A 26,757-nucleotide genomic window follows, 5' to 3' on the forward strand; every position below is an offset into this window, starting at 1 on the left:
CTGTTTCCTTCTTGCACTGCATTTCCAGGAGTGTTATGATAATAGTAACAAGTCTGAATTTAAAAGAAGCTGGAAATAGAGGAACTAGTATAGATGAACCGTTGGGGAGAAAAACGTTATCATTCACTGGATTACGATTTGAAGAATACTTATGGAGAAAAGGTTTATAAAATCACATTAAATGGAGGCATGACCTGTCCTAACCGGGATGGTACTGTGGGGACAGGAGGCTGCATCTTCTGCAGCAGCAAAGGTTCCGGTGATTTTGCCGGCTCCGCCTCCCGCTCTATTTCGGAACAGATTACCCGGGGGAAACAGGATTTAAGGAAAAAACGCCCTGTACATTCCTATATTGCGTATTTTCAGGCTTTTACCAATACTTACGCACCTGCTGCCCGCCTGGAAGAACTATATCTGGAAGCCATCCAGGACCCGGAAGTAAAAATTCTGTCCATCGCCACCAGACCGGACTGTCTGGGGGATGATGTTCTGGAGGTTCTTGACAGAATCAATCAGATAAAACCTGTGTGGGTAGAATTAGGTCTCCAGACGATTCACCCGGCAGCCGCCTCCTACATCCGCAGGGGATATACCCTTTCTATTTTTGAGAAAGCTGTCCGGGATTTAAGGGGTCTTGGAATTACAGTTATTGTGCATACTATTTTTTATCTTCCGGGAGAATCCCAGGAAGAAATGCTAAACACAATAGACTATCTGAACGATATGGATATTCAGGGAATCAAATTACAGCTCCTCCATATCTTAAGGGATACGGATCTTGCCGCTGACTATGCAAGGCAGCCCTTTCATGTACCGGATATGATGGAATATATCCAATTCCTGGGGACTTGTATTGCACGGCTGAACCCCAGGATTACAATACACCGTCTGACAGGGGACGGACCGGAAGAGCTTCTGATCGCACCCCTTTGGACCAGTAATAAAAGAACCGTTTTGAACACGCTGCACCGCCATCTGAAAGAACAGGACATATGGCAGGGAAAGGAGTATCATGACTGAAACATTTACCCTATACAAATTGATTGTATTATACATGCTGGATAAAGTAGATTTTCCAATGACCACATCTCAAATTTCGGAATTTATGCTGGATAAGGGCTATACAACCTATTTTAAACTACAGGAGGCCCTGTCGGAAATGGTAGACTCCGGTCTGCTCAAAATTGAGACAACCCATAACCGCACCTTATACCATTTGACGGAAAACGGAGCCGAGACGATACAATTTTTCACAAATAAAATCTCACCTGCTATCCAGAACGATGTCAATGAATTTCTAAAAGAAAAGCAATATGATTTGAAGGAAGAAGTTGCTATAAAATCAGATTATTATCTGAACACAAACCGGGAATACGAAGTCCGGTGCCAGATTGTGGAAAATGGTTTCAGCCTGATTGACTTAAAAATCACCGTTCCTACAGAAACAGAGGCCGAAACCATAGCCGGAAGCTGGTTCAGACAGAGTCAGGAGATATATGCTCTACTCCTGTCTAAGCTTCTCTAAATATTCTTTGATTGTTTTTTCATACCCCAGAACGCCCGGTTCATAGAATCTGGCGTTTTTGATTTCATCCGGGAGATATTGCTGCTTTACATAATGGCCCGGATAATCATGGGCGTATTTGTAGCCGGTTCCGCGTCCCATTTTTTCGGAGCCCTTATAGTGGGCATCCTGCAGGTGGGCGGGGACCGTTGTCTTCTGCCGCTTCACGCTTTCGCTGGCGGCAAAAATGGCATTTGTAGCCGAATTGCTTTTAGGAGCAGAAGCCACATAAGTTACAGCCTGGGCCAAAATAATTTGAGATTCAGGCAGGCCAATACGTTCTGCCGCCTGGGCCGCTGATACTGCAACCGTAAGGGCCATAGGGTCTGCGTTTCCTACATCCTCTGACGCACAAATCATAATCCGCCGGGCAATGAATTTAATATCCTCCCCTGCATACAGCATTTTTGCCAGATAATAAACTGCTGCATCCGGATCTGAGCCGCGCATACTCTTTATGAAAGCTGAAATTGTATCGTAATGGTTATCTCCAGTTTTATCATAACGTACTACCCGCTTTTGGATACACTCGGAAGCCACTTCCAGTGTGAGGTGTATCAGGCCATCCTCACTTCTTTCGGTGGTCAAAATCCCCAATTCCACTGCATTCAGGGCATTTCTGGCATCTCCTCCCGACACATCAGCGAGAAATTCCAGGGCATCATCGTCAATCTCTGCTTTAAAACTGCCCATCCCGTTGTCTTTATCATATACGGCACGCTTGAGAAGTATTTTCACCTCTTCCCGGCTCAGTGATTTTAACTCAAATACACTGGAGCGGGACAGTAAAGCACCGTTCACTTCAAAATAGGGATTTTCTGTAGTGGCTCCAATCAAAGTTATTGTACCATCCTCCACATATGGAAGGAGATAATCCTGCTGCCCCTTGTTAAATCTGTGAATCTCATCAATAAACAGAATCGTCTTTTTCTGGTACATTCCCAGCAGCTCTTTTGCCCCTTTTATGACTTCCTCCATATCCTTTTTCCCGGCAATGGTGGCATTAATCTGCTTAAACTGTGCACTCGTTGTGTTGGCAATTACTTTGGCAAGTGTGGTTTTCCCTGTCCCCGGAGGCCCATAAAAAATCAGAGACCCCAGCTTGTCCGCCTTGATCGCTCTATACAACAGCTTATCCTTTCCTATAATGTGCTGCTGCCCTACTACCTCTTCCAATGTAGCAGGGCGCATACGGGAGGCAAGAGGTGCCTCCTTCTCCTTATTTGTTTCTCTCATATAATCAAATAAATCCATTATCTTCACCGTTCCTTAATCCAATATTATCTGATCTACAGTCACAAACTCAAATCCCTCCGCCTGCAGCAAGTCTATAATACGCAGTGCTGCTTTTACAGAGCTGTCATAGCAATCATGTAACAAAATGATATCATTTTCTTCTGTCCGCGTCACTACCTTATTTACAATTTCATCTACGTTTTCCGTCGCCCAGTCCAGAGGGTCAACATTCCACATAACCGGCAATACATGAATCTTCTGTTCCAGTTCCTTTTGCCATAACCCAAAGGGCGGCCTCATATACTCTACTTCCTGCCCGGTAATGCTTTGGATAAGTTCGTTACACATCATAAGCTCTTCGTATGCCTTCTCATTACTTACTCTTGTTATTTCCACATGGTGGTATGTATGGTTTCCAATCAGATGTCCCTCCTCGTACATACGCTTCACGATTTCCCGGTTGTTTCCTTTTTCTATATTCTGCCCAATCAGAAAAAAAGTTGCCTTCACTCCTCTTTTTTGCAGGCCGTCCAGAAGCTTGGGCGTACACTCCGCGTTAGGTCCGTCATCAAATGTAATTGCTATTTTGGGCTTTTCTTCCACAGTGGCTGCCATATATGCCGACGCATTCGGATAGGAAACCTCCTGCTCCTTTTCTTTTATCTGATTTTCTGTAAAAAGAGACGGACAAACCAGCCCCAGCAATAAAAATACATAGACCATCCCTACTCCCTGCATCATTCTTTTCAAACGCAAACAGCATACCATCCTTTTCAAACGTTTTTTTAATTCACATATCTCTCTAGCAGTATCTCAGGGTATAACCCAGGAGAAAGATAATCTCCCCAACATAAATATATGCATTGTACTTATTTTTTATTGATGATATAATGTCCTCTGCGTGATATATTAACCAGGGAGGAACATTTTACAAATGGAAAAAACAATACAGACTGAAAACAAGATGGGCGTAATGCCTGTCCCTAAATTATTGATTACCATGTCGCTGCCCATGATTGCATCTATGCTGGTGCAGGCACTATATAATGTAGTAGATAGTATTTTCGTAGCCCGCCTTAATGAAGAGGCTCTCACCGCAGTTTCCCTTGCTTTTCCCGTTCAGAATCTGATGATTGCCATCGCTGCGGGCACTGGTGTGGGGATTAACGCCCTGCTGTCGAAAAGCCTTGGAGAGAAAAAGCCCAAGGAAGCAAATGTGGTTGCCAGAAATGGTATTTTTCTTGGAATTCTTAGTTGTATCGTCATGGCGGTAATCGGACTGCTCGGCTCTCATTACTTTTTTAGCGTTCAGACAGATGATCCCACTATTGTCCGCTATGGAACTGAGTACATGATGATTATTACCGTTGCCTCAGCGGGAATTTTTATGCAGATTACTTTCGAACGCCTTTTACAGTCTACAGGAAAAACATTTTACAATATGATTACCCAGGGAACCGGTGCCCTCATCAATATCATTCTGGACCCCATCCTGATATTCGGTCTCTTCGGTATGCCGCGGCTTGAAGTAGCAGGAGCTGCCCTTGCAACCATCATTGGGCAAATTACAGCAGTTTTCATGTCACTTTATTTTAACTGTAAGAAGAATACAGAATTGAATTTGAATATGAGAGACTTCAGGCCTGATAGAAGGATTATTGGTGAAATTTATAAAATTGGAGTTCCTTCTATTGTTATGCAGTCCATCGGTTCCGTCATGGTATTTGGAATGAACCGGATACTCTTGATATTCTCCTCCACTGCTGCGGCTGTGTTTGGAGTATATTTCAAGCTGCAGAGCTTTATCTTCATGCCGGTATTCGGGCTGGTAAATGGAATGATACCAATTGTCGCATATAATTACGGTGCACAAAATAAAAGGAGAATTATGGACACTATCAAAATGAGTGTATTTATTGCCGTGGGAATTATGTTTGTGGGACTGTCCCTATTTCAGCTATTTCCCATACAGTTCTTGGGATTCTTCGATGCTTCCGAAAATATGCTGGCAATCGGTATCCCCGCACTTAGAATTATCAGCCTGAGTTTCGTTCTTGCAGGATACAATATCGTGGTAGGTACTGCCTTCCAGGCGCTTGGAAATGGAGTATACAGCCTGATTATCTCTATAATAAGACAGCTTTTTATCATTCTGCCTGCCGCCTATTTATTTGCAAAATTTTTAGGGCTGGACGCAGTGTGGTGGTCTATTTTCATTGCAGAGATTGTAGCGGTTGTGTTTTCATCACTTCTTTTCAAGAGAATTACAAGGCTGAAAATCAAGACCTTAAAAGAGAATGACGGTATTTTGTAGGGCTTTGTCCTTTTTGTTTCTTGAAAGCCTTAGAGAAGTATAGATTATTTTCAAAACCCACAGAGTATGCTATAGAAGCTACCGACAGAGTGGTCTCCTTCAACAAACGGCAGGCCTGCTTTATCCGGAAATCACTCAGGTATTCTTTGGGTGATTGCTGCTGGCATGTTCTAAACGCACGGTAAAGATGGCTCCGGCTGATTCCTACATAGGCTGCCACTTCTTCTATTGTTATGGGATAGGAGTAACTGGTGGAAATATAGTCTTTAGCTTTCTGCACATAGGTAAGCTGCACGTCCTTTACCGGTTCTGCATGTGCGGCATACTGCATAAATGTGGAAAGAAGGGTATAGAGTGCCCCTGTCATGGCTACCGCTGCTTCATAGCTGTTGCCCTTTACTTCATAAATTTGGTTTAGCTGCTTTTGCAAAAGAACCCTGGGAAGAGCATCCTTTTGAATAATTGGATGCTCTTTTGTAAAATCAGTGGAATGTATGACTGGTGCCGCATCTGCCCCCATAAAACCCACCCATGCATATTCCCACGGTTCCTGTATATCTGCATAATATTTCACTTCCGTATCCGGGTAAAGTATAAAGGTGTCTCCGGCAAAAAGATGATATGTCTTATCATTCACTGTGTAATATCCGCTCCCTGAAATAATATGATGAATACAGTAGTGATTCCGTATTCCGGGCCCCCACTGGTATCCCGGCTCACACTTTTGATGACCTACATTGTAAATTGACAATGAAGTCATAAGGCTTTCTCCTACTTTATAAGAATATTTATAAGTTTCTTTCATAACATTTCCTTTCATATGTCAAAACAGCATTCTTATTTACTGATTCTTTCTTTTTCACCTGTACTGAACAGCTACCTTCATTATACCTTTCCACTCCTTTCGTATGCAACATAATTACATGTCCTTGAACGGAATTTTTATATACATTCTTTTCTCTTCCCCCTATAATATAAATAAGAATAAACATAAAATCAAAATAGAAATTATCTGACGAAAGTGAGGAATTTATATGAAGGAACAATTAACTGCAAAATTCCAAGAATTGTTCGGGAGTACAGAAGGCACCAGACTTTATTTTTCTCCGGGCCGCGTAAATCTGATTGGGGAGCATACGGACTATAACGGAGGACATGTATTTCCCTGTGCGCTGACTTTGGGCACCTATGGAATTGCAAGAAAACGTAAGGACAGAATCATGCACTTTTATTCCATGAATCTGGACAGCTTTGGAATCGTAGAAGCTTCTCTTGATGACCTGACGAATAAGGAAGTTTATGACTGGGCCAACTATCCCCTTGGTGTTGTATGGGCTTTTTCCAAGAGGGGATATCTGCCGGATACAGGATTTGACATGGTAATCTGGGGAAATATCCCCAATGGCTCTGGACTTTCCTCCTCTGCCTCTTTGGAAGTCCTGACCGGAGTTATCTTGAAGGATTTATTTGAAATTGATAAACTCAGCAGGACAGACCTTGCACTGATCGGGCAATATTCTGAAAACAATTTTAATGGCTGCAACTGCGGAATTATGGATCAGTTTACAGTAGCTATGGGCAAAAAGGATAATGCGATCTTCCTGGATACCGCCACGTTGAATTTTGAATATGCCCCTATTGAACTGGATGATGCAAAGATTATCATTACAAACAGTAAAGTAAAACACAACCTGGTAGATTCAAAATATAATGAGCGCCGTCAGGAATGTGCGGATGCGCTGGCCGCATTGCAAGAAGAACTGGATATTAATACACTGGGTGATCTGGATATGGATATTTTTGATAAATTTAAAGATGTGATTAAAGACCCTGTAAAAACAAAACGTGCAAAACACGCCGTTGCTGAGAACCAGCGTACCATTGAAGCCGTAAAGGCCCTGAAATCGGGAGATATCATCCGGTTTGGAAAATTGATGAACCAGTCCCATGTCTCCCTAAGAGACGATTATGAAGTATCTTGTGAGGAAATTGATCTTCTCGTGGACCTGGCATGGAGTGTTCCCGGTGTCATAGGTTCCCGTATTACAGGAGGGGGTTTCGGGGGATGCACAGTCAGCATTGTTAAAAATGATGCTATAGATACGTTTATGAAAACAGTTGGAAACGGATATAAAGAATGTTTTGGATATGATGCAGATTTCTATACAGTGGAAATCGGAGATGGTGCCCGAAAATTGGACAATTAAATATCCCTATCCCCACGGATTTAAAACTCAGGAGGCATAATCAATGTTATATGAAGCAATAAAAAAGCTTGTACAATATGGAATCCATACCGGTCTGACACCAGAATGTGAACGAATTTACACAGTAAATCTTCTGTTGGAACTCTTTGGAGAGAGTGAATACAAAGATATTCCCTGTGATTTATCCCACATTGTATTAGAGGATGTGCTGACAGAACTTCTGGAAGAAGCCTGCCAAAGGGGAATTATTGAAGACAATATTGTATACCGGGATTTATTTGACACCAGACTCATGAACACTCTGATGCCCCGGCCCACCCAGATTCAGGAGCAATTCTGGAGCAAATACAAAGAATCACCCAAAGCTGCCTCAGATTATTATTACAAGCTGAGTCAGGATAGTGATTATATACGCAGGTACCGTATCTGTAAAGACATGAAATGGACTGTGGGTACTAAATACGGTATTTTAGATATCACTATCAACCTCTCCAAGCCGGAGAAGGATCCAAAAGCAATTGCTGCCGAACGGAATGCAAAAGCCTCCTCCTATCCAAAATGTCTGCTATGCATGGAAAATGAGGGTTATGCCGGCCGGACGAACCACCCTGCCAGAGAGAATCACCGCATCATACCAATTACCATCAATAACAGCGTCTGGGGCTTTCAGTACTCTCCCTATGTGTATTATAACGAACACTGTATTGTACTGAACGGAGAGCATGTGCCTATGAAAATAGAAAGACAGACCTTCCGAAAATTATTTGATTTTGTCAAACTATTCCCTCATTATTTTCTTGGTTCCAATGCTGACCTTCCCATTGTAGGCGGTTCTATTTTAAGCCATGACCACTTTCAGGGTGGAAATTATACTTTTGCTATGGCAAAGGCACCAGTTATGTACACATTTAAAGTAAATGGCTATGAGGACATCACTGCCGGAATTGTAAAGTGGCCCCTCTCTGTTATCCGTTTACAGGGAGAGGACGAGAACAGAATTATAGAACTGGCAGACCATATTCTACATGTCTGGAGGGATTACACAGATGAAGAGGCCTTTGTTTTCTCAGAAACAAACGGACAGCCCCATAACACCATCACTCCCATTGCCAGAATGCACGGAGATTTATACGAACTGGATTTAACACTCCGCAATAACATTACAACGGAGGAGCATCCCCTCGGAGTCTATCACCCTCATGCAAAGCTGCATCACATTAAGAAGGAAAATATCGGGCTGATTGAGGTTATGGGACTTGCTGTGCTTCCCTCAAGACTTAAAGATGAGATGGAGCTGCTAAAGCATTATATTTTGGATAAAAAAGAAATTCGAAACCATGAGACACTGGAAAAGCATGCGGACTGGGTAGAAAATTTTCTTCCTTGTTACCCCGAAGTAAACCCGGAAAACATCGATGATATTCTGAAACAGGAAATCGGAAAAGTCTTTTGCCAGGTACTAGAAGATGCAGGAGTTTTTAAGTGTACAGAAGCGGGAATAGAATCGTTTAAGAGATTTATCCATGTATTGTAACACCCTGAAAAGAAGCAGCAACAGGCATCCCTATCTATTGCCTGTTGCTGCTTCCTTATTTTTTCTTTTTTCTTCCTGTCTTCTTACGCACACTGTATCCGAACGTTCCAAGAGACTTCCCAAGCCCCAGGTATTCGCCATGAGAATATGCCAGAAGGCCTGTTTTATTTAATTCAAATTTGCCCGCCTTATTCATATAGGCATCATCCACCTGCACCGCCTTCACTTCAGCAAGAAACATATGATGGCTTCCCAGCTCTTTTATATCTGTTACACGGCACTCTATATTCACGGGGCACTCCTCTATAATGGGAGCATGTTTCAAGCTCTCCGGTTTTCCTGGTGTCAGCCCTGTGTCTTTCCACTTGTCCACATCTCTCCCAGACCGCACACCGCAATAATCCGTAGCCTTCGTCAGCTTTTCTGTGGTCAGGTTGATAACAAACTCTTCCGTATCTTTTATCATCTGATAAGAATGCCGCTGCGGCCTTACTGAAATATAGACCATAGCAGGATTCGTGCAGATGGTGCCCGTCCAGGCAACGGTCAGGATATTTTTATTTCCTTCCTTATCACCTGTACTCACCATAACGGCAGGCAGAGGGTACAGCATGTTGCCCGGTTTCCATATTTGTCTGCTCATTCTCTTTACCCCCTATTGCTGCAGTGTACTCACAAGCGTAGGCACAAGCTGTTTTTTTCTTGACACCACACCTTTTAGCAGAATATCCTCTGTATCCTCTCTCAAATCATAAGCCATGATGACCTTGCTCTGTGCTTCAGGGCCGCAGCAAAGTAATTCAGTAGATTCTGTAACAATGTTTGTCAGCATGAAAAATATCATATCCAAATGATTTTTCTTCCTTGCCTTTTCCATATAGGGCAGAACCACTGCTTTGATGTCCTTAAGCTCCGTTTTGCTCATAGAGTTTATCTGACCTACTCCCATCACAATTTCATTCACCGTAAACTGCTTGAAATCCAGGAAAATAATCTCTTCTGCACTCTTTCCTTTCAGATTGCTGCCTGCATTGAACATTTCCAAAGCCAGCTCTTCTATGTTGATATTTCCTATCTCTGCCAGTTTCCTTGCAGATGCCTCATCCAGCGGAGTGCAGGTGGGAGAACGGAACATTAGTGTATCGGATATAATTGCCGAGCATAAAAGTGCTGCCGTAACCGGGTCCACCTCGACCTCCTCTTCCTGATACATCTGATAAATAATCGTAGCTGTACATCCTACCGGCTGGTTTCTGAAAAATACCGGTCCGATTGTCTGAATACTGCTCAACCTGTGATGGTCAATGATTTCCAGTACATCTGCCTCCTCGATTCCATCTACCGCCTGGCTCTTTTCATTGTGGTCTACTAAAATGACCTGCTTCCTTCTGCTGTTCAAGAGTCTTCTTCTGGAAATAAACCCCAAAAAGTTCCCTTTATTATCCAAAATCGGGAAATCACGAAACTTCCTTTTTGCCATTACTTCTTTCACGTCATCTACGTAATCTCTCATGCCAAAAGTAATAAGACCTTCTGTTGTCATGAAGCGTTTTACCGGAATACTTTGATTTATCTGTCTGGCAACAGTAAATGTATCATGAGGGGTACTAATAATGACAATCTCCTTTTCCCGCGCCTGTGCTATAATGTCCTCCGGAATCTCAGCCCCCTGGCATACAACAATACAGCTTACATTCAAATTGATGGCATCCTGCTGCACGTCCCTTCTGTTTCCCAGGATTAACAAATCGGACTCTTCAATAAAGTCAGACATCAGTCCCCGGCTGGATGCTGCAATTGCTACCTTTCCTTTCACCATAAAGCTGTGGCCGTTTCCTACCACTACTTTTCCTCCGATAGTGCTGGCAATATTGCGGTATTGGGTTCTGGAGGCAGACAGAATAAAACTATCGTAAACGTCCATATAGGAGGTTGCAATGTCACCGATTGTAATCAATCCTTCCAGTTTCCCTTCTCTGGTCACAGGGAGCGTCTTAATGTTCAATTCTTTCATCCGTGCCCAGGCAGTCTTAATGGAAACACTGCCATTTAACCCTTCTACCTTCCTTAATTCTACATCCTTTATCTGTACACGTAAATCAGACAGGAGGGCTGGTGCCTTTACCTTAAACCGGTCCAGCACATACTGTGTTTCCTCGTTGAGCTGGCCGGCTCTCCGGGGCGTGTACTCCTCTCCTGTTAATTTCTTTTTTAATTTTGCATAGGCAATTGCCGAACAAATAGAATCCGTGTCAGGATTCTTGTGGCCGACTACATAAATTTTTTTTGCATTTACTCCATTATCCATCCCATATCCCCTTTTCGTTCTGGACTCTTTATAAGTAGCTTGCCATTTTTCCAAGGATTCGTCAACCTAATTTTTAAGATTATAATTTTTTCTTTTCATACAATTCATCTTATGCCATTACTATATTTCCATTATAGTTGAAATTAAGAATGATTTAGAAATGTATAATTTAAGACGCGATACGGTTGTCTTTTTAGTCATACATGTGCTATACTTATATCAATAGTTATTGAACTGCTAATGTTCAAGAAGGTACACTTATTGAACTACTAATGTTTAATAGGGTATGATTTACATGAATTATTAAAAGATAAGCTGAGGTGCTATGATGAACGAAGAAATGAAAACTGAAGAATTACAGACAACGGTCGAGCCTGTAGAGACAATGGCCGATTACGAAGAGCATTTTGACGATGCCAACCCATGGAACCAAGTCTTGGATTATATGGAGAACAAAACGACTTTATCCGTTAAGGTAGAGGGGATTGTAAATGGCGGCGCTATAGCTATGGTAGAGGGCCTGCGCGGTTTTATTCCTGCATCCAAACTTTCTCTTTCCTATATTGAGGATTTGGAAACTTATTTATTGAAGGATATTGAAGTACGTGTCATTGATGTAGACCAGGCTAATAACCGCCTTGTATTATCCGCCCGTGAAGTATTGAGGGAGAAGGAGCAGCAGGCACGCAGGGAATATATAGAAAGCATCAAAGTTGGTGCTGTTATGGAAGGTACTGTAGATACTTTGCAAAACTATGGTGCATTTATCAGCCTTGATAATAATCTTTCCGGACTGGTACACATTTCCCAAATTTCCAAAAAGCACATCAAGTCTCCAGGTGAAGTGCTGAAAGTCGGCGATACTGTTAAAGTAAAAGTAATTGGAATCAAAGACGGGAAAATCAGCCTGAGCATGAAAGTTCTTGAGGAATCACAGGAAGAAGCAGAAGAAAAGGTTGAAATTCCAAAGAGCGAAAACATTGGAACCAATCTGGGTGATCTCTTCAAAAACATCAAGCTGTAGACGGCAGATTTTTGCAATACGAAAACTATATAAGATTAAAAACATAACCCCCGCTTTCTCTTTCCTGAAAGCGGGGGTCATCTCTTTTAAAGTTATATTCCTAATTTCCTATAGTTCAATCTCTTGAAGATAGGGGTTTTTAATCTCATAAAACTTCTCTGTCTCTACAGCTTCGGCAATCTTTAGATCTATAGGCATCTTGCCCAGAACCGGAATCCCTAATTCCTGTGCAATCTCATCAATACGGCTTTCTCCAAATACGTTAATTTCCTTTCCGCAGTCAGGGCATTTCACATAGCTGTAGTTTTCTACAACTCCCAGCACTGGAATATTCATCTGTTTTGCCATATTATAAGCTTTCTTTACAATCATACGTACCAAGTCCTGAGGAGAGGTTACAATTACCACTCCATCTACAGGAAGTGACTGGAATACCGTAAGCGGCACATCACCTGTTCCCGGGGGCATATCGACAAACAGATAATCCAAATCTCCCCATATTACGTCTGTCCAGAATTGTGTTACGACTCCGGCAATAACAGGTCCTCTCCAAATAACCGGAGCATCCTCATCCTCAAGTAAAAGGTTCACGGACATAATCCTTGTCTCATCCTTTGCAATACAGGGGAATATTCCATCCTCGGTGCCTTTTGCCATCTCATGAACACCGTACATCTTAGGTATAGAAGGGCCAGTAATGTCAGCATCCAAAATTCCTGCCGTATATCCCTTCTCCCGCATCATTCTCGCCAGCGATGCGGTAACCAGGGATTTTCCCACACCACCCTTTCCGCTGATGACACCAATTACCTTCTTTACCTGTGAATATGGATTTGGAGATACTCTGAAGTCATCTTTCTTGCTCCCACATGTCCCGGATTGTGCACATCCCGCACAAGACTCCTCGCTGCATCCATTACTGTACTCTTCTGCCATATTACTTTACCTTCTCTTTCTTTCATGATACCAGACCGGAATTTGTCTAAATTAGATACCGGCTTATTGTTTCTAATTATACTTGTTGAGTATTAGTCATTCAATAAGTATAACATACTGTTCCTAAAAATACACCAATAAGATCTCTGATGAATAGTGTACGAAGTTACTTCTCTAAGAACACCGTCTGCTTTAGTTCATGTATTCCCTTCTGCCCAATTCTAGCATGCCGGCAAATGCCTCAGCAATCATCGGATGAAACTGAGTCCCTGCGCAACGCCGAATTTCTTGAATTGCCTCTTCCGGGGATTTTGCTTTAGTATTTTCAGGAGCATATACCATTCACATTAAGCTTGAACTTACCTACTTCTTCGCGCAATGTGGCAGCTTGTGCTGACATTTCCTCGCTTGTTGCGGAGTTCTCCTCAGCAGTAGCCGCATTAGTCTGGACAACGGCGGAGACTTGGGTAAGCCCTTGCTTAATCTGTTCAATTGCATTTGCCTGCTCGGCAGATGCCTGCTCAATTTTGGTAAAGCTTTCAGTAACTTTAAGGGCGCTCCCCCCCACATCCTGCAGAATTTGCGCTGTTTGGGCCGTTATCTGTGTGCCTTTTGATACGGTAGCAACAGAATTTTGAATCAATTCCCCGGTCTGCTTGGCGGCTTCAGCAGATTTTCCGGCAAGGCTGCGGACTTCATCCGCTACGACGGCGAAGCCTTTCCCAGTGCTTCCGGCGCGGGCGGCTTCAATGGCCGCATTCAATGCAAGAATATTGGTCTGGAAGGCTATATCCTCAATGACCTTCGTGATGTTGGCAATTTGATTCGAAGCAGAGCCGATTTCAGCCATGGCCTCGGTAAGCTGTACCATATGCTCGTTTCCGGTGTTAACGCCCGCTCCGGCCTGCTCGACATATTGATTTGCAACATTTACATTAACAGAATTTTCCGCAGCCTGTTCAGCTATCTTGCCAATGGAAACCGTTAATTCCTCCACCGAAGACGCCTGTTCGGTTGAACCAGCCGCAAGAGCCTGTGCTCCGCTGGAAACTTGAGACCCGCCGGCGCTGACCTGTTCCGCTGCGGTGTTGATGGTATGCATCGTTTGATTCAACACAGTGGCAGTATTTTCAATGGTCTGTTTTATGACAACAAAATCACCAGGGTAGTCCTGGTCTATGCTTATCTGCAGATTGCCCTGTGATATCTTTGTGAATTTATCTATTACGTCGCCAATAATACGGCTTTCCTGTTCATTGGACGCCCGAATAAGCGCGGCCATCTGCCCCAGCTCATCATCGCTCTCATATGTAACATTGACTTTCTTGTTACCTTTGGAAATCTCCTGGTAAACCTCTACAATTTCTTTGACCGGAGTGAGAATGGATTTTCTGATGGCAATGACCACGACAATCGTCAGCAAAATTGATATGGCCCCGCAGGCAAGCAATATAATCCAAATCAATTGTATTGCAGCATCCGCATCAGCGTTTTGCTGTACGGCACGCTTTTCCGCAATATCACTGAAATCAACCAATATCTCTGCTGTTTTATCCATGGTAGGAATATATTCATCCTCAAACATTTTCTTTGCCTGCGAAATGTTATTCTCGGTCGGATTTTTCATCAGTTCAGCGATTTCCTGCCTTGCTGTGTCCCCTTTTGAAAACAATTCCCTTAGTTCGGAAATTTTTGCGTCGCGGCTCGTATCCCTCTGATTACCGGCGTATACATCAAATGTATCCAAAAGCGATGTACTGTCCCGCTGAGCCATGCTGAACAATTCATCGGTGTCGTCAGAGTTGGTTCCGGCAAGGGCGCGGGCCATATAGCGCTGAATAGATACCGTGTCTCTCCGGATACTCCATATGCTTGTATTGTTAGGCAACGTGTATTGGGTATAGGTTCCTATAACATTTGATATGCTTCTAACACTGGCCAGGGATACCACAATTATTGCAATCATCATAATCAGTACGATTCCGAATCCAACTATGAGCTTTTTACTGATGGTTAAGTTTTTCATGATATTTATCCTCCTAATAATTTTTGCACCACTCATTTTACCGCTGATAATATTGACACCATTATCTCCTTCGATCGACCAGAACAAGGTCCATAAATTCGGAAGCAGTTATTTTGACAGGAACCTTGCCGGCTTTCTCAAAAATCAGATAGCTTCCATCGGTCCGTACATTTCTGAAGAATTCCTCGTCAGAAAGTCTTCCGAACCGGGCGGTGTTCAATCTGGACCGAAAATCGAAATAAATGGTATTGCCGGTTTCCATGATAACTTTGAGCTGATACTCCGGCAGTGCCTGCACACTCTTGAAATAGCCATCTTCCGTCTTTTCCGCAAGCAATATCCTCATGGTTTATCCCTCCTTATTTTCACTCTGCAAATTAAGCAGTGCTCTCGGCTCTGTCTACAGATAAAATGTGCAAAAAAATATAATCTACTGTAGACAAGAATACAGTAGATTATATTTATGCTCATACCTATTTAAGTGGTAAATTTAAATTTTTTGTCAAAATTTCTTGGTGAGCAGCTCGGCTTTTGAGTGAATATCAAGCTTACTATACACGCTTCTGAGGGTAGCTTTGACGGTCATTTCAGATATGTACAGCTTGTCGGCAATTTCTTTAGCGCTTAACCGTTCTTTCGCAAGCTGGGCCATTTCTCTCTCCCTTGGTGTCAGGGGAGATTTATCCTGGATGATGGCCTTTCTTATAATACTTACGCCTTTCCGCTGACGCTTGCAAAGTTCCATTAAAGCAGTGAAGCTGTCATTCCGACATCCAAGAGAGAAGAGTTCCTCCATGTGTTCCTGTTGAGCAAAAGGAAGGTAAATTTGATCTGGAAGAGCAGCTTCAAGAGCCTCTCTAAGATACTGCTGCGCTTCTAAGGGTTTTCCGTTATTATGTTTGGCTATTGCAAGGTAGATGAGCTGGTATACCTGTGCTATCATATACTGGATATTACCGGTTGAGTTTTTGGACGTATCCAGGGCCAGCTGGCAGGCACCATAAAATTCATTATACCGCTTATCCATAAGCAATAGCCGCAATTGAAGTATTTGTGCGAGAGGAACAACAGGAGCAGGCAGCAATTTTTTGATACTCTCCAAATCGTAAAACCAAGGGGCTACATAATCTTTGATATCCAACAAGAGACTTATAACGGACAAACAATGTTCCGCTATGCGTAGTATCATCAGGTCTATATTTTGATTTGCATAGTCCTGGATATTTCTAATTGCAGTGGAATAGCCTTCCACATCCCCCCGCAAAATAGCAATGCGGGCAAAGGTCAGCTCTGCGCAAAGGCAGAGGCTGGTCTGTTTATAACTGCGGGCCTCATAAAGCGCTTTGTGACACAAAATCTCAGCTTCATCATCTTCACCCCGCATGAGCATTACTTCCGCCCGCAACATATTTCTGGCACCGGCACCATACCCCCCGGTCATCTTTCGAAATACAGCCGTCATTTCATCCATTTGCTGAAGCGTGCAATCCAATTGTCCGGATTTCCGCCAGAGTATATTGAATACAGAAATAGTAGCGAACCCCCACAACGAACCGCGCTTTACAATTGTGGAAGAGCCACCTAAAGCCTTCCATGCCGTTTTATGTCTTTCCTTCAGTTTGTTTAGATCGTTAAAGTCCGTCATGGACGCCAGAAGCATGTATTCGCCCTTTATTTTCCGCAGCTCATCCTGATGAAAGCCTACTCCTTTTTCAATTGTTAAGCAGAGCAGCCGGCATAATTCATAATAAGCCTCAAACTGCCCGCAAGTGTATGTCTGGTAACCAAAAGCGAGCAAAGTAAAAGGATACTTACATATTGTGTCTTCCGGACAATCTTTTATAATCGTTTCAATAAATTCCGGCTTATATTCATCTTTGTGTTGTTCAAAATACTCACAGGTAAAGGGCAGGGATAGAATAGCGTCAAAATCTTTTACCTGGTAATAGAAGTGAGCCGCGGGACAATACTTCGATATCGCGGCATAAGCATGTCCGGCTTTTCGGAATATCACATTTTGATACTCTTGCGGCTGCTCGTGATAAAAGCGGTTTAATAAATAATCCCTTAAAATGCTGTGGATGCCGTACTGATGCTGATCAGGGATATACCGAATAAACTCATTGTACTTCAACAAATGATTGATATGTTCAGGCAACATTTCCACCTCCATCATAATGGACGCCTGGCGGACCGAAAAGCTTTCCATAATGGAAACCGAAAAAAGAAACTCCTGCTCCTCAGGCTCAAGTCTGTTCCAAATGGCGGTTTCCACCAGATGTACAATATCGGCGGTATGATCAAATGAACCACTTTCTATATAATTGATGATTTGTAACCTGATTGCGGACACCCATCCCTCAGTGCTCATATATATTTTTTCAACTTCTTCATTATTTAAATGAATTCCCTCCATGCGAAACAAATTGGAGGTGCCTTCTTTATCTAAGAAGAAAGCTGATGAATCTATTGTGTATATATTGTTGTTAAGAATTGAAAACTGATGCACGGCGTTCATCTGCTGGGTGATAAATATCATGTGTAAATTTGGATTTCCATGCATAGAAAAAACGCTCATCAACTCACACGGGATTTCGCAGTTAACAAGCTGATAGTTGTCAATAATCAAATAAGTCTCCTCATGACAATGAATATCCCTAATATATGTCACCATATAAAACAGGGTATCCATCGTTGGCATTTTCAGGCTTCTAAGGCCGTCAGCCGTCTTGTCATTTATATTGGAGAAGAGTTCACAAATACTCAGCCACGCCGCGGGTGCCGACTCACCTAAACATGTATACCAGTATTCGCAGGCACCGTGAGGGAGGTTTTCTTTCAGGTACTCCTGGACAGCGGTTGTCTTGCCAAAACCGGACGGTGCCTCCACAATGGTTAAAGGGTAGTTCGGTATTTGATTAAGCTGCTTTTTAAGCCTATCCGAAAAATAATATTTTTGCTGCTGGTTCCATTTTTTGCGCATATCTATTCCTCCATGATGATGGGGGAGAAGATGCCAATCTGCTGCGACTTTGTAGGTAGTTCATAATTATATCTCCCGTTATGGTAAATTTTAGCATAAAATATGGCAGGTTTCAAGAAATGGAAACCTGCAAAGGACACCAGACTTTTATCTGATGCCCTTTTCTTCATATATAAATTCAAACAAGTTAATTCATTTCCGAGTAATAGTTCCTATATTCCTTACACTGCATCCCCGTCATCTCTTTAAACACCTTGCTGAAATAGTAGGGGCTTCCAAATCCAATCACTTCCGCGATCTCGTAAATTTTGAGATTTGTGTCTGTCAGAAGCTTCTTTCCCTTCTCAATCCGATATTGATTCAGATAGGTAATAAAATTAATTCCAGTTTCCTGCTTAAAGAGCATAGACAGATAACTCTTGCTGATTTCCCCATGCCGGGCGACGTCCTCCAGGGTAATGTTTGACGCGTAATTTTCTTCCACATAAGCGATGGTCTTCTTCACACTGGCACTATATCCGCTGATCCCTATACTCATAAAGCCTAAAATTCCCTCAAAAATATCATGAACATAAACTTCCGTCTCTTCCACAGAGGTAATGATATTCCAATTGTCATAGTCCAGCTTGGCTAAGAAACTTTCCGTTACCGGTACATTCAGTTTTTCTAAACTAGACTTGGCGATAGATAAAAAATCTATAAAGGTATGTTTTACTACCGTATAAGCACTCTGCTCTTTAATACGGACAAAAATATCTTGAATATAATTTCCCAACTCCTGACTGTTGTTTTCTGTAAGATATCCAAGGACTTTGGAGCTGCTTACATGGGGCCTCTCATCCTTCTTCAAGTTCTCCTGAAAGCGCTCTTCATACACAACAAAAGTATTCCCGCCTGCAAAACGCATATGGGCAGTCCCCTGGGTGCCGCCGAAAAAGCACTGCTGTCTTGCCCATTCTGCCTGCCTCAGCAACTGGGGAAGGCTCTCAGCTTTCCCACTCCGGCTGAGTCCGCCTTTTAATGAAACTGAAAAATAATGTTTGATTTTTCTGCCTATAGACGCACTTTTTTCAATATAGGACCTTTCCGAATCCGAATGACTTTCCTCAGGAAAAATCAGTGTGATGTAATAATGCATCTGATAGATAACTTCACTGTATACTGCCCCGCAGAATTCATCCTCAATCAGAGAAATCATGGTTTTCGAAAGCATATCTATACTCTGCTCATTCAGTAGCCCAATACCGCAAAAATATTTGATAACTACATAACTCCTGGCCCTGAAAAGACCTTCCGGGGGAGCATCCATCCTGCCTATGGGAATACAGGCATTGATCTGGGCTTTGGATAAATTATTGCTCAAATAAGCCGTTCTCGCCTGATTGTCATCCCTATGCCTCACATGCCGGCTTCTTCTTTCCGTACACACCGATTCCAGCGTTGCAAGAAGAGTCTCCTCATTAATTTCAGACTTCAGAAGGTATTGTGATACTCCCAGCTTCATAGCACGTTTTGCATATTGAAAGTTATCATAATTACTCAGAATAATAAATGAAATATCCTCACTTATTTTCTTAGCCTCTGTGATAAATTCCAAGCCATCCATCAACGGCATTTTAATATCTACCAATACAATATCCGGCATAGAGGACTGTACCATTTCCAATGCTTCTTTTCCGTTGGAAGCCTCTCCTACAACCTTATATCCATTTGCTTCCCAGTTAATGGTTGTTTTCAAACCCAAACGTACTAAAAATTCATCATCTACTATTAAAATGTGGTACATACTCTTTCCTCCGCCGCGTTTTTCAGCACGATTCTAGCCGGACTTATTATATCATACGGATTATTCAAACACTAGCGCCACTTTAAAATCGCCATACTTTCCTGTTGCATATTCAAATGCCTTTTCCCACTCTTCGATTTTGAATTCTTTGGAAATGACTCCTCCCGTATTTAAATTTCCATTTTCGATATTCTCAATTACAAATGGAAAGGCATAGGGACTTAAATGAGCTCCCAGGATATCCAGTTCTTTTCTGTCTCCGATAATGGACCAGTCAACCGTTGTTGGAGCACCAAATACACTGAACTCTACAAAGCGTCCTAATTTCCGTACCATACTAAGCCCCTGGATGACGCTGGAAGGATGTCCGGTAGCCTCAATATAAACGTCGCAGCCATATCCGTCTGTCAATGCTTCTATTTCCTTTATTACATCTACTTTTCCGGGATTCCACACTAAATCGGCTCCGAACTCCTTTGCTTTTTCCAGACGCTCATCCATCATATCCAGCACAATCAGCTTTTTAGCGTTTTTCATTCTGGTATAAGTAACCATTCCCAGTCCTAATGTGCCTGCCCCTGAAATCACTACAACATCTTCATTCGTAATACTGCCCCTGTCCACTGCATGTTTGGAGCAGCCATAAGGCTCAATCAGCAGTGCATTCTCAACAGACATCGTATCAGGAACCCGGCTGATAACAGAAGTCTTTGGAAACCTTACATATTCTGCCATTCCACCATTATTCTCTTTTTGGAATCCGAAGATATTGTGAGGCTGACACATCCAATAATGCCCGTCTTTGCAAAATCTGCATTCACCACAGGGTACAATCTGGTCTGCAATAATTCTGTCACCCAGCTCATATCCTTTTACATTCTCTCCCATTTCTACAATACGCCCAAAGAACTCATGTCCTGGTATAAATGGCGGCTTAACCCAGGAAGGCTGAACCTCATCGCCCCAGAACATTGCTGCACCATGGCTGCACTTTAAGTCTCCCGCACAAACTCCGCATGCTTCCGTTTTTATAATAATATCATCGGGGCCGCATTCCGGTGTAGGATATTCCGTCTCAAGAACATACCTGTCTTTGTCATATGCCACCAATGCTTTCATTTTTTTTGGTTTTTGTCCTATACTTGCCATACTTACAACCGCCTTTCTGCTTATACTGAAAATTCATCCCATACCGTATCCAGTGCCTGACTGACCATACGGTACTTTCTATATTTTTTCCGATAGATTTCTGCCATTTCCGGGTTCGGATCTACTTTCTCTGAAATATGTACCATTTTATCCGCAGCTTCCTCATAGTCCGCATAAACTCCTGCTGCCACTGCCGCTGCCATTGCACATCCCAAGGCTCCAAGCTCCCTGACCTTTACCGTCTCAATGGGAGATTCCAGAATATCTGCAAACATCTGAACCCATACAGGTGAGTTTACCGCGCCTCCTGCCATACGGATTGCCTCCGGTTTTTCCCGGGAGGCCAGAAGCCGGTCAATGTGAGTTTTATGAGAATAGGCAACTCCCTCATAAACAGCCCGAAGCATATGATTTTTCTGATGGAACAAAGTCATCCCTACGAAAGCTCCTTTTCCAAGAGGATGTGCATTGGATGCATAGAGAAATGGAAGAAAATACAACTCACATTCCTCAGACTTTGTTTTTTGCACCATATCATTTATCACATCATAAATGCTCCCGTCTGCGTCAACAGGCTCATTTCCCATGCAATTTTTCAAGTACCACTCCAGATTTCCTGCACTTGTCGCACTGCATTCCTCAACCAGATAATATCCAGGTATGGCATACAGTGAGTTCATCGCAACTGAACCATCCATCACAGGCTCCCTGGAAATGTATTCGTTGATACTCCAGGTTCCCGCTATAGTACACATTCTTTCTGGTGTGGTGATATCAAGTGCAATTGCACATGCATCAATATCAAACATACCGCCTGCCACTGGAGTCCCTTCCAGAAGCCCTGTAAGACGGGCTGCCTCTTCCGATATACTTCCGCATCTTTCATAGGAATATTTGACTGGAGCCAATTTCTCATAAACCTCACTTATCCCCAATGCATCGAGTATTTCTTTATCAAATCTCGCATTCCTCACATCCATGAGCCCGGAACCGGATATATCGGTGGCCTCGCAGTAAGCCTCCCCAGTCAGCCGGAACCGGATATAATCTTTTACTGAAAATACCCATCGAATATTATCATAAACATCCCGGTGATAATCCTTAAACCAGGCAAGTAATGATACCTGCTGGCAGGCCATGATATCCTGACAGGTCTTTTCATATATTCTTTCATGAGTTCCGTCCGCTTTCCATTTTTGGGGATACTCCCATGCTCTCCCGTCCGTAGACACAATTCCGTTCCATGCCGGTTTTCCATCTTTTCCCCAGGGATATAATCCCTTTCCGTGACCGCATACCGCCATTCCAATGACCTGGCCGGGGCTGACCTTTGATTTCTCCATCACTTCTTTCACACACCGGCAATTACACTGCCACAGGTATTCCATATCCCGTTCAGTGTAACCAGGTTTCGGAGTAAGTACCGGAGTTTGTGCAGAGGCAACTGCAAGCTCCCTGCCTTCCATATCAAATAAAGCAGCCTTAATCACAGTACCCCCATTATCCAAACCGATTGCATATTGGTCCATTCCTGTTCCTCCTCTACAGCGGAAATTCCCAATCCACTGTGTTACTTATCCCTATATCCAGGCTGTCTTAGGGTCAGACCCTGATTCTATCACCTGTCTCCGGATCAAACAGATGTGTTCTTTCTTCGTGGAAAATTAATTGTACCTTTTGCCCCGCTTCATAATAAACATCATCCGGTGTGGTCATACTCAGCAACATTTCCCCCACTCTTACTGAAATTCTTCTCTCATCTCCAAGATTTTCATATACCGCAACGGGGACCGGCGTAGAGGATACTTCCTCCTTCGCAATCAGTACATCTACAGGACGCACACCAAGGGTTACTTTCATTTGATCTTTGACAATCTTGTTATAGCGCTTAGGCACTTCCACCTGCAGCAGACTGCCTTCAAAGGTAAACATAAATTTATCTCCGTGCCTTTCAATGGTAGAATACATCAGGTTCATAGGCGGTTCTCCAATAAACCCGGCTACAAATTCATTCGCAGGATCATCATATACCTCCAGGGGAGTACCAATCTGCTGTATCTCCCCATCCTTCATGATAATAATGCGGTCAGCCAGGGACATCGCTTCCATCTGGTCATGAGTAACAATAATCGTGGTACACTTTATCTCATGATGCATACGCTTAATTTCCTGACGAAGCTGCTGGCGCATTTTACCGTCCAGATGGCTCAGCGGCTCATCCAAAAGCAATAATCCCGGACGTCTTACAATTGCCCTTGCAATATTAACTCTCTGCTTCTGCCCCCCTGATAATGCAGGAGGCTTCATATCCAGCAAATCATCAATTTTCATCAGAGGAGCCACATAATCTATGGCTTTTTTGATTTCTGGTTCACTCTTCTTTTTTGCTCTCATGTTGAAAGCCAGATTCTCATAAACAGTCAGAGGAGGATATAGTGCATAATCTTCAAATGCGAGACCGATATTTCTGTCTTTTGGCTGCAGATTATTTATCAGAACATCTCCTATATACATCTCTCCTGCAGTAATATCCTCCAACCCTGCCATCATACGCAGGCTTGTTGATTTTCCACAGCCTGAAGGTCCCAATATTCCGATAAATTCTCCGTCTTTGCATTCATAGGACACATCCTTTACTGCAAAGTCATTTTCTTTCTTCTTTTGAAACATCTTTTTTTTCTGTCCATCATATCGTTTGAACACATTCTTTAATATAAGCTGAGCCATCTTATCCCTCCTTCTTAGCCGTATAGCGGGACATGTTGTTTCGAGTAATAAATTTTTCTGTTTCCCCATTAAAATAAATTGCATTTGTCATATTAAATTTCACATAAACATTTTGATCCATTTCTGCAACGGTATCATTGGGGCATGTGAGACTTATTTTCTTGTCTGCAATCAAAACAGTCATGATTACTTTATTACCAATAGGCTCGTTTGCATATACAGTACCTTCCATCCACTCATCCCCGGGCTTCTCAAAAGCAAACTGCATATCATTCCCCCGCATTCCAATATGAATGCTATTTGTGCCTGCATCACGCAATGCCCCTATTGTATCCTGGGCAGGATGCAATAAAACATCCTGATTCAGCACTTTAAAATATATATCATCTGCCTCTGTGTACATGTTACCTTCTAATATATTGATTTCAGGCTCTCCGAACAAACGTGCCACGAATTCATTACACGGTGTGTAATACATCTCCTGGGCTGTTCCTATCTGTATAATCTCTCCGTGATTTAGAACGGCAATTCTGTCTGCCAGTGACATAGCTTCCATATAATCATGGGTTACATAAATCGTAGTAGAATTAATGGAGGTCTGCATCTCCTTTAACTCTCCCCGCATGAAATGACGAAGTTTTGCATCCAAATGCGCCAAAGGTTCGTCCATAAGGAATACATTTGGTGTTCGCACCAGACATCTTCCCAGTGCAACCCTTTGCCTTTGTCCATTGGATAATTGGCTTGGCTTACGTTCTAAAAGGTGATTGATTTTCATCATCTTTGTCACCTTATCTACCGCTGTCTTTATAAACTCTTCATCTTTTTTATATAACTTACTGCGCATCGGTGATGCAATGTTATCAAAAACCGAAAGGTTAGGATACAGGGCATAGTTCTCAAAAACCATAGATACGTTCCTATCCTTTGATTCTATGTGATTTGCAATTTCACCGCCGATTCTCACAAGTCCTTTTTCCGGAAACTCAGCTCCTGCAATTGTTTTTAACAAGGTGGTTTTTCCGGCTCCCGCCGGTCCGAACAAGACGAAAAATTCATTGTCCCGGACCGTCAGGTTTACATTATTTAGTGCTTTTACATCTCCAAATTGTTTTGTGATATTTTCAAGTTCTATCTGAGCCATTGCTTTACCTCCATTATCCTTTCACCGCACCAAAACTTAAGCCGCGGACTAAGTGTTTCTGAATAAACAATGCCACAATTACTTCTGGAAGCACTGCAATTGTAGATGCAACAGCTACCTGTCCATAGTGCACTGTGTCAGAAGCAATATAACGCAGCGCAGTAATGGTAATTGTCTGAATTTTGAAACCGCTCAGTATCAGCGGGAATGTAAAGCTGTTCCATGCAAAGATAAATGCCAGCAGAGCTGCAGCTACCATTCCGGGCTTAATTAAAGGCACAAGTGTTTTAAAGAACACCTCATACCATGTATAACCATCCAATTGTGCTGCCTGCTCTACTTCTACACTAATATCTTCGAAATAGCCTCTTACCACCCAGATTAAAAGGGGCATGGTAATAAGCTGATAAACCCAGATAAGTCCGAAGAAAGTGTCATATAATCCTACCTTCTGGAAGATAAGGAAAATTGGAAGAATAACCATAATTTCAGGTGCAAATTTAAAGGAAAGAATCTGGAAAGCCACATCTTCCTTTTTTCTGAAGTTATACCGCGCTAATGCATAGGCACAAGGAACACCTGCAATTACTGTGATAATTACTGCTCCGCCTGCTACTACCAGGTTCTGGAAAAAGGCTTTGAAGTAATCTGTTCCTATCAGTACTGCCCGGAAGTTCTCCAGGGTAGGCTGGAAAACAAAAACAGTATTGTACATCTGTGCATCTGACTTAAAGGCACAAATAACCATCCACACAAGAGGAAACAAAGCGAACATCGCAAACAGGGTTAACCCTAAGTTTCTTCCTATGGGTTCTAATATTTTTAATATACTTTTATTTTTTGAACTATCTGTCAACTGTAGCTGATTACTCATATGCCCCTCCTTTACTTTCCTGCTGCCTGCTGTGCCAGATATCTCTGTCGTTTTACCAGGAATTGAGCTGTCTTATTGATAAGCAGCCACAGTACCAGAAGGAACGGCAATGCAGATGCCAGTTTCTGATATGTAAATCCACTGATATAACCTGTCAAAGAGATATTCATAAGTGTATCTCCAGGTCCGCCCTTTGTCAGGGCATAGATGATACCAAATTCCTGCAGTGCGGCCATAAGCCTGAATAACAGAGCAATATACATAAATGGTTTCAGCATTGGAAATGTCAGTGTCTTAAACGTAAACCATGAGCTGGCCCCATCTACCGCCGCCGCTTCAAATGGTGATTTTGGCAAGGATTGAATCCCTGCCAAAACCAACAGAATAACAAACGAGGTATTTACCCATGCATCAATCAATATAGCTGTAAACAAAGCCGTACTATGTGATGCTGCCCATGGGAAGTTATAGACTCCAAAGATGTTCAGCACTTTTTCCAAAACTCCAACAGTATTTGATGTCATCAACTGCCAGATTAATACTGCAATTGCCGGCGCAACCATCAGCGGAAAAGTAAAAAGCACTTTCAATATTCGGCTATATCTGGTATCTTTCTTCAGCAGAAGAGCTACACCGGTTCCTAAAAGCATCTCTGCAGCCGTAGCAAAGATACCATATCTCAACGTTACACTGAGAGCATGGTAGAATTCTTTACTGGTAAACATATTGATCCAGTTTTTTAATCCTACAAAGCTCCATTTCGGCAAACGAAACGAGTAGTTCGTAAAGGAAAGAAAGATTGCTGTAACAAATGGAATTAAAATACCGATCAATATAAGCAATCCCGGTGCAATGATATAATATGGGCGCCTGCGGATATGTGCAGGAACTTCATTGTAATTGATTTCTCCACCCTTTTTCTTTGTACTGCCGCCAAACATCTGT

22 protein-coding genes are annotated in these 26,757 nt (G+C 42.6%); 6 read left to right on the forward strand and 16 right to left on the reverse strand.

Annotated elements, in window-relative coordinates:
• Window positions 1-93: 93 nt before the first annotated feature.
• Together A8805_RS06900 and A8805_RS06905 are read left to right on the forward strand one after the other, a co-directional pair.
• Window positions 94-1,020 (forward strand): TIGR01212 family radical SAM protein, encoded by a 927-nt coding sequence (locus A8805_RS06900; protein ID WP_109709468.1) that lies wholly within the window; start codon window positions 94-96, stop codon window positions 1,018-1,020.
• Window positions 1,013-1,525 (forward strand): DUF4364 family protein, encoded by a 513-nt coding sequence (locus A8805_RS06905; RefSeq protein ID WP_109709469.1) that lies wholly within the window; start codon window positions 1,013-1,015, stop codon window positions 1,523-1,525. The genes A8805_RS06900 and A8805_RS06905 overlap by 8 nt, the downstream gene beginning before the upstream one ends.
• Here A8805_RS06905 and A8805_RS06910 read toward each other — a convergent pair.
• Both A8805_RS06910 and A8805_RS06915 read right to left on the reverse strand, forming a co-directional pair.
• Window positions 1,502-2,818, reverse strand: a complete 1,317-nt coding sequence (locus A8805_RS06910; protein ID WP_109709470.1) for a replication-associated recombination protein A — start codon at window positions 2,816-2,818, stop codon at window positions 1,502-1,504. The genes A8805_RS06905 and A8805_RS06910 overlap by 24 nt on opposite strands.
• Before the next feature lie 15 nt (window positions 2,819-2,833).
• Window positions 2,834-3,541: a polysaccharide deacetylase family protein gene (locus tag A8805_RS06915; protein WP_109709781.1), complete on the reverse strand. Its 708-nt coding sequence runs from the start codon at window positions 3,539-3,541 to the stop codon at window positions 2,834-2,836.
• Between the two features lie 193 nt (window positions 3,542-3,734).
• Between A8805_RS06915 and A8805_RS06920 the strand changes: the two genes are divergently transcribed.
• Window positions 3,735-5,114 (forward strand): MATE family efflux transporter, encoded by a 1,380-nt coding sequence (locus A8805_RS06920; protein ID WP_109709471.1) that lies wholly within the window; start codon window positions 3,735-3,737, stop codon window positions 5,112-5,114.
• Here A8805_RS06920 and A8805_RS06925 read toward each other — a convergent pair.
• Window positions 5,080-5,919: an AraC family transcriptional regulator gene (locus A8805_RS06925; protein ID WP_109709472.1), complete on the reverse strand. Its 840-nt coding sequence runs from the start codon at window positions 5,917-5,919 to the stop codon at window positions 5,080-5,082. The two genes, A8805_RS06920 and A8805_RS06925, sit on opposite strands and share 35 nt — an antisense overlap.
• Window positions 5,920-6,148: 229 nt before the next feature.
• Between A8805_RS06925 and A8805_RS06935 the strand changes: the two genes are divergently transcribed.
• A complete protein-coding gene (locus tag A8805_RS06935) occupies window positions 6,149-7,321 on the forward strand; it encodes a galactokinase (protein ID WP_109709474.1) in 1,173 nt (390 codons plus the stop codon).
• 43 nt (window positions 7,322-7,364) lie between these two features.
• Window positions 7,365-8,855 (forward strand): UDP-glucose--hexose-1-phosphate uridylyltransferase, encoded by a 1,491-nt coding sequence (gene galT / locus A8805_RS06940; RefSeq protein WP_109709475.1) that lies wholly within the window; start codon window positions 7,365-7,367, stop codon window positions 8,853-8,855.
• Window positions 8,856-8,910: 55 nt separating this feature from the next.
• On the opposite strand, the gene A8805_RS06945 is transcribed toward galT, so the two are convergent.
• On the reverse strand, window positions 8,911-9,498 hold the full coding sequence (locus A8805_RS06945; protein ID WP_109709476.1) for a flavin reductase family protein: 588 nt from the start codon (window positions 9,496-9,498) through the stop codon (window positions 8,911-8,913).
• Between the two features lie 12 nt (window positions 9,499-9,510).
• The gene (locus tag A8805_RS06950; protein ID WP_109709477.1) at window positions 9,511-11,163 is read right to left on the reverse strand and encodes a putative manganese-dependent inorganic diphosphatase; all 1,653 of its coding nucleotides are present in this window, start codon (window positions 11,161-11,163) and stop codon (window positions 9,511-9,513) included.
• Between the two features lie 328 nt (window positions 11,164-11,491).
• Between A8805_RS06950 and A8805_RS06955 the strand changes: the two genes are divergently transcribed.
• Window positions 11,492-12,187 (forward strand): S1 RNA-binding domain-containing protein, encoded by a 696-nt coding sequence (locus tag A8805_RS06955; RefSeq protein WP_109709478.1) that lies wholly within the window; start codon window positions 11,492-11,494, stop codon window positions 12,185-12,187.
• A 108-nt stretch (window positions 12,188-12,295) separates the two neighbouring features.
• Here the strand turns inward: A8805_RS06955 and A8805_RS06960 are convergent, their stop codons facing one another.
• The 11 genes from A8805_RS06960 to A8805_RS07010 all read right to left on the reverse strand — a co-directional run bounded on the left by A8805_RS06960 (window position 12,296) and on the right by A8805_RS07010 (window position 26,753).
• Window positions 12,296-13,123, reverse strand: a complete 828-nt coding sequence (locus A8805_RS06960) for an Mrp/NBP35 family ATP-binding protein (protein WP_109709479.1) — start codon at window positions 13,121-13,123, stop codon at window positions 12,296-12,298.
• 325 nt (window positions 13,124-13,448) lie between these two features.
• Window positions 13,449-15,149, reverse strand: a complete 1,701-nt coding sequence (locus A8805_RS06965; RefSeq protein ID WP_109709480.1) for a methyl-accepting chemotaxis protein — start codon at window positions 15,147-15,149, stop codon at window positions 13,449-13,451.
• A gap of 61 nt (window positions 15,150-15,210) precedes the next feature.
• On the reverse strand, window positions 15,211-15,495 hold the full coding sequence (locus A8805_RS06970) for a DUF2442 domain-containing protein (protein WP_109709481.1): 285 nt from the start codon (window positions 15,493-15,495) through the stop codon (window positions 15,211-15,213).
• Between the two features lie 156 nt (window positions 15,496-15,651).
• Complete coding sequence (locus A8805_RS06975) at window positions 15,652-18,132, reverse strand: LuxR C-terminal-related transcriptional regulator (protein ID WP_109709482.1); 2,481 nt, start codon at window positions 18,130-18,132, stop codon at window positions 15,652-15,654.
• A gap of 187 nt (window positions 18,133-18,319) precedes the next feature.
• Complete coding sequence (locus tag A8805_RS06980; protein ID WP_109709483.1) at window positions 18,320-19,918, reverse strand: response regulator transcription factor; 1,599 nt, start codon at window positions 19,916-19,918, stop codon at window positions 18,320-18,322.
• Window positions 19,919-19,978: 60 nt separating this feature from the next.
• Entirely contained in the window at window positions 19,979-21,067 is a 1,089-nt protein-coding gene (locus A8805_RS06985; protein WP_330405813.1) for an alcohol dehydrogenase catalytic domain-containing protein, read from the reverse strand.
• Between the two features lie 20 nt (window positions 21,068-21,087).
• Window positions 21,088-22,596 (reverse strand): FGGY-family carbohydrate kinase, encoded by a 1,509-nt coding sequence (locus tag A8805_RS06990; RefSeq protein WP_109709484.1) that lies wholly within the window; start codon window positions 22,594-22,596, stop codon window positions 21,088-21,090.
• A gap of 73 nt (window positions 22,597-22,669) precedes the next feature.
• A complete protein-coding gene (locus tag A8805_RS06995) occupies window positions 22,670-23,794 on the reverse strand; it encodes an ABC transporter ATP-binding protein (protein ID WP_109709485.1) in 1,125 nt (374 codons plus the stop codon).
• A 1-nt stretch (window position 23,795) separates the two neighbouring features.
• Window positions 23,796-24,938 (reverse strand): ABC transporter ATP-binding protein, encoded by a 1,143-nt coding sequence (locus A8805_RS07000; RefSeq protein ID WP_109709486.1) that lies wholly within the window; start codon window positions 24,936-24,938, stop codon window positions 23,796-23,798.
• Window positions 24,939-24,951: 13 nt separating this feature from the next.
• A complete protein-coding gene (locus tag A8805_RS07005; RefSeq protein WP_109709487.1) occupies window positions 24,952-25,812 on the reverse strand; it encodes a carbohydrate ABC transporter permease in 861 nt (286 codons plus the stop codon).
• 11 nt (window positions 25,813-25,823) lie between these two features.
• Window positions 25,824-26,753: a carbohydrate ABC transporter permease gene (locus tag A8805_RS07010; RefSeq protein ID WP_109709488.1), complete on the reverse strand. Its 930-nt coding sequence runs from the start codon at window positions 26,751-26,753 to the stop codon at window positions 25,824-25,826.
• Window positions 26,754-26,757: the final 4 nt, after the last annotated feature.

Origin of the sequence: Faecalicatena contorta, from assembly GCF_003149105.1 — a bacterium.
In the GTDB taxonomy this organism is placed as follows: Bacteria; Bacillota; Clostridia; order Lachnospirales; family Lachnospiraceae; genus Muricomes; species Muricomes contortus_C.

Excerpts from the sequence above, each read along its gene's own strand:
- A8805_RS06965 (WP_109709480.1), bottom strand. The coding sequence starts at position 15,149 with ATGAAAAACTTAACCATCAGTAAAAAGCTCATAGTTGGATTCGGAATC.
- A8805_RS06985 (WP_330405813.1), bottom strand. The coding sequence starts at position 21,067 with ATGGCAAGTATAGGACAAAAACCAAAAAAAATGAAAGCATTGGTGGCA.
- A8805_RS07000 (WP_109709486.1), bottom strand. The coding sequence starts at position 24,938 with ATGGCTCAGATAGAACTTGAAAATATCACAAAACAATTTGGAGATGTA.
- A8805_RS07005 (WP_109709487.1), bottom strand. The coding sequence starts at position 25,812 with ATGAGTAATCAGCTACAGTTGACAGATAGTTCAAAAAATAAAAGTATA.
- A8805_RS06920 (WP_109709471.1), top strand. The coding sequence starts at position 3,735 with ATGGAAAAAACAATACAGACTGAAAACAAGATGGGCGTAATGCCTGTC.
- A8805_RS06955 (WP_109709478.1), top strand. The coding sequence starts at position 11,492 with ATGAACGAAGAAATGAAAACTGAAGAATTACAGACAACGGTCGAGCCT.
- A8805_RS06925 (WP_109709472.1), bottom strand. The coding sequence starts at position 5,919 with ATGAAAGAAACTTATAAATATTCTTATAAAGTAGGAGAAAGCCTTATG.
- A8805_RS06945 (WP_109709476.1), bottom strand. The coding sequence starts at position 9,498 with ATGAGCAGACAAATATGGAAACCGGGCAACATGCTGTACCCTCTGCCT.
- A8805_RS06960 (WP_109709479.1), bottom strand. The coding sequence starts at position 13,123 with ATGGCAGAAGAGTACAGTAATGGATGCAGCGAGGAGTCTTGTGCGGGA.
- A8805_RS06975 (WP_109709482.1), bottom strand. The coding sequence starts at position 18,132 with ATGCGCAAAAAATGGAACCAGCAGCAAAAATATTATTTTTCGGATAGG.
- A8805_RS06900 (WP_109709468.1), top strand. The coding sequence starts at position 94 with ATGAACCGTTGGGGAGAAAAACGTTATCATTCACTGGATTACGATTTG.
- A8805_RS06950 (WP_109709477.1), bottom strand. The coding sequence starts at position 11,163 with ATGGATAATGGAGTAAATGCAAAAAAAATTTATGTAGTCGGCCACAAG.
- A8805_RS06935 (WP_109709474.1), top strand. The coding sequence starts at position 6,149 with ATGAAGGAACAATTAACTGCAAAATTCCAAGAATTGTTCGGGAGTACA.
- A8805_RS06905 (WP_109709469.1), top strand. The coding sequence starts at position 1,013 with ATGACTGAAACATTTACCCTATACAAATTGATTGTATTATACATGCTG.
- A8805_RS06970 (WP_109709481.1), bottom strand. The coding sequence starts at position 15,495 with ATGAGGATATTGCTTGCGGAAAAGACGGAAGATGGCTATTTCAAGAGT.
- A8805_RS06990 (WP_109709484.1), bottom strand. The coding sequence starts at position 22,596 with ATGGACCAATATGCAATCGGTTTGGATAATGGGGGTACTGTGATTAAG.
- A8805_RS06915 (WP_109709781.1), bottom strand. The coding sequence starts at position 3,541 with ATGATGCAGGGAGTAGGGATGGTCTATGTATTTTTATTGCTGGGGCTG.
- A8805_RS06910 (WP_109709470.1), bottom strand. The coding sequence starts at position 2,818 with ATGGATTTATTTGATTATATGAGAGAAACAAATAAGGAGAAGGAGGCA.
- A8805_RS07010 (WP_109709488.1), bottom strand. The coding sequence starts at position 26,753 with ATGTTTGGCGGCAGTACAAAGAAAAAGGGTGGAGAAATCAATTACAAT.
- galT (WP_109709475.1), top strand. The coding sequence starts at position 7,365 with ATGTTATATGAAGCAATAAAAAAGCTTGTACAATATGGAATCCATACC.
- A8805_RS06980 (WP_109709483.1), bottom strand. The coding sequence starts at position 19,918 with ATGTACCACATTTTAATAGTAGATGATGAATTTTTAGTACGTTTGGGT.
- A8805_RS06995 (WP_109709485.1), bottom strand. The coding sequence starts at position 23,794 with ATGGCTCAGCTTATATTAAAGAATGTGTTCAAACGATATGATGGACAG.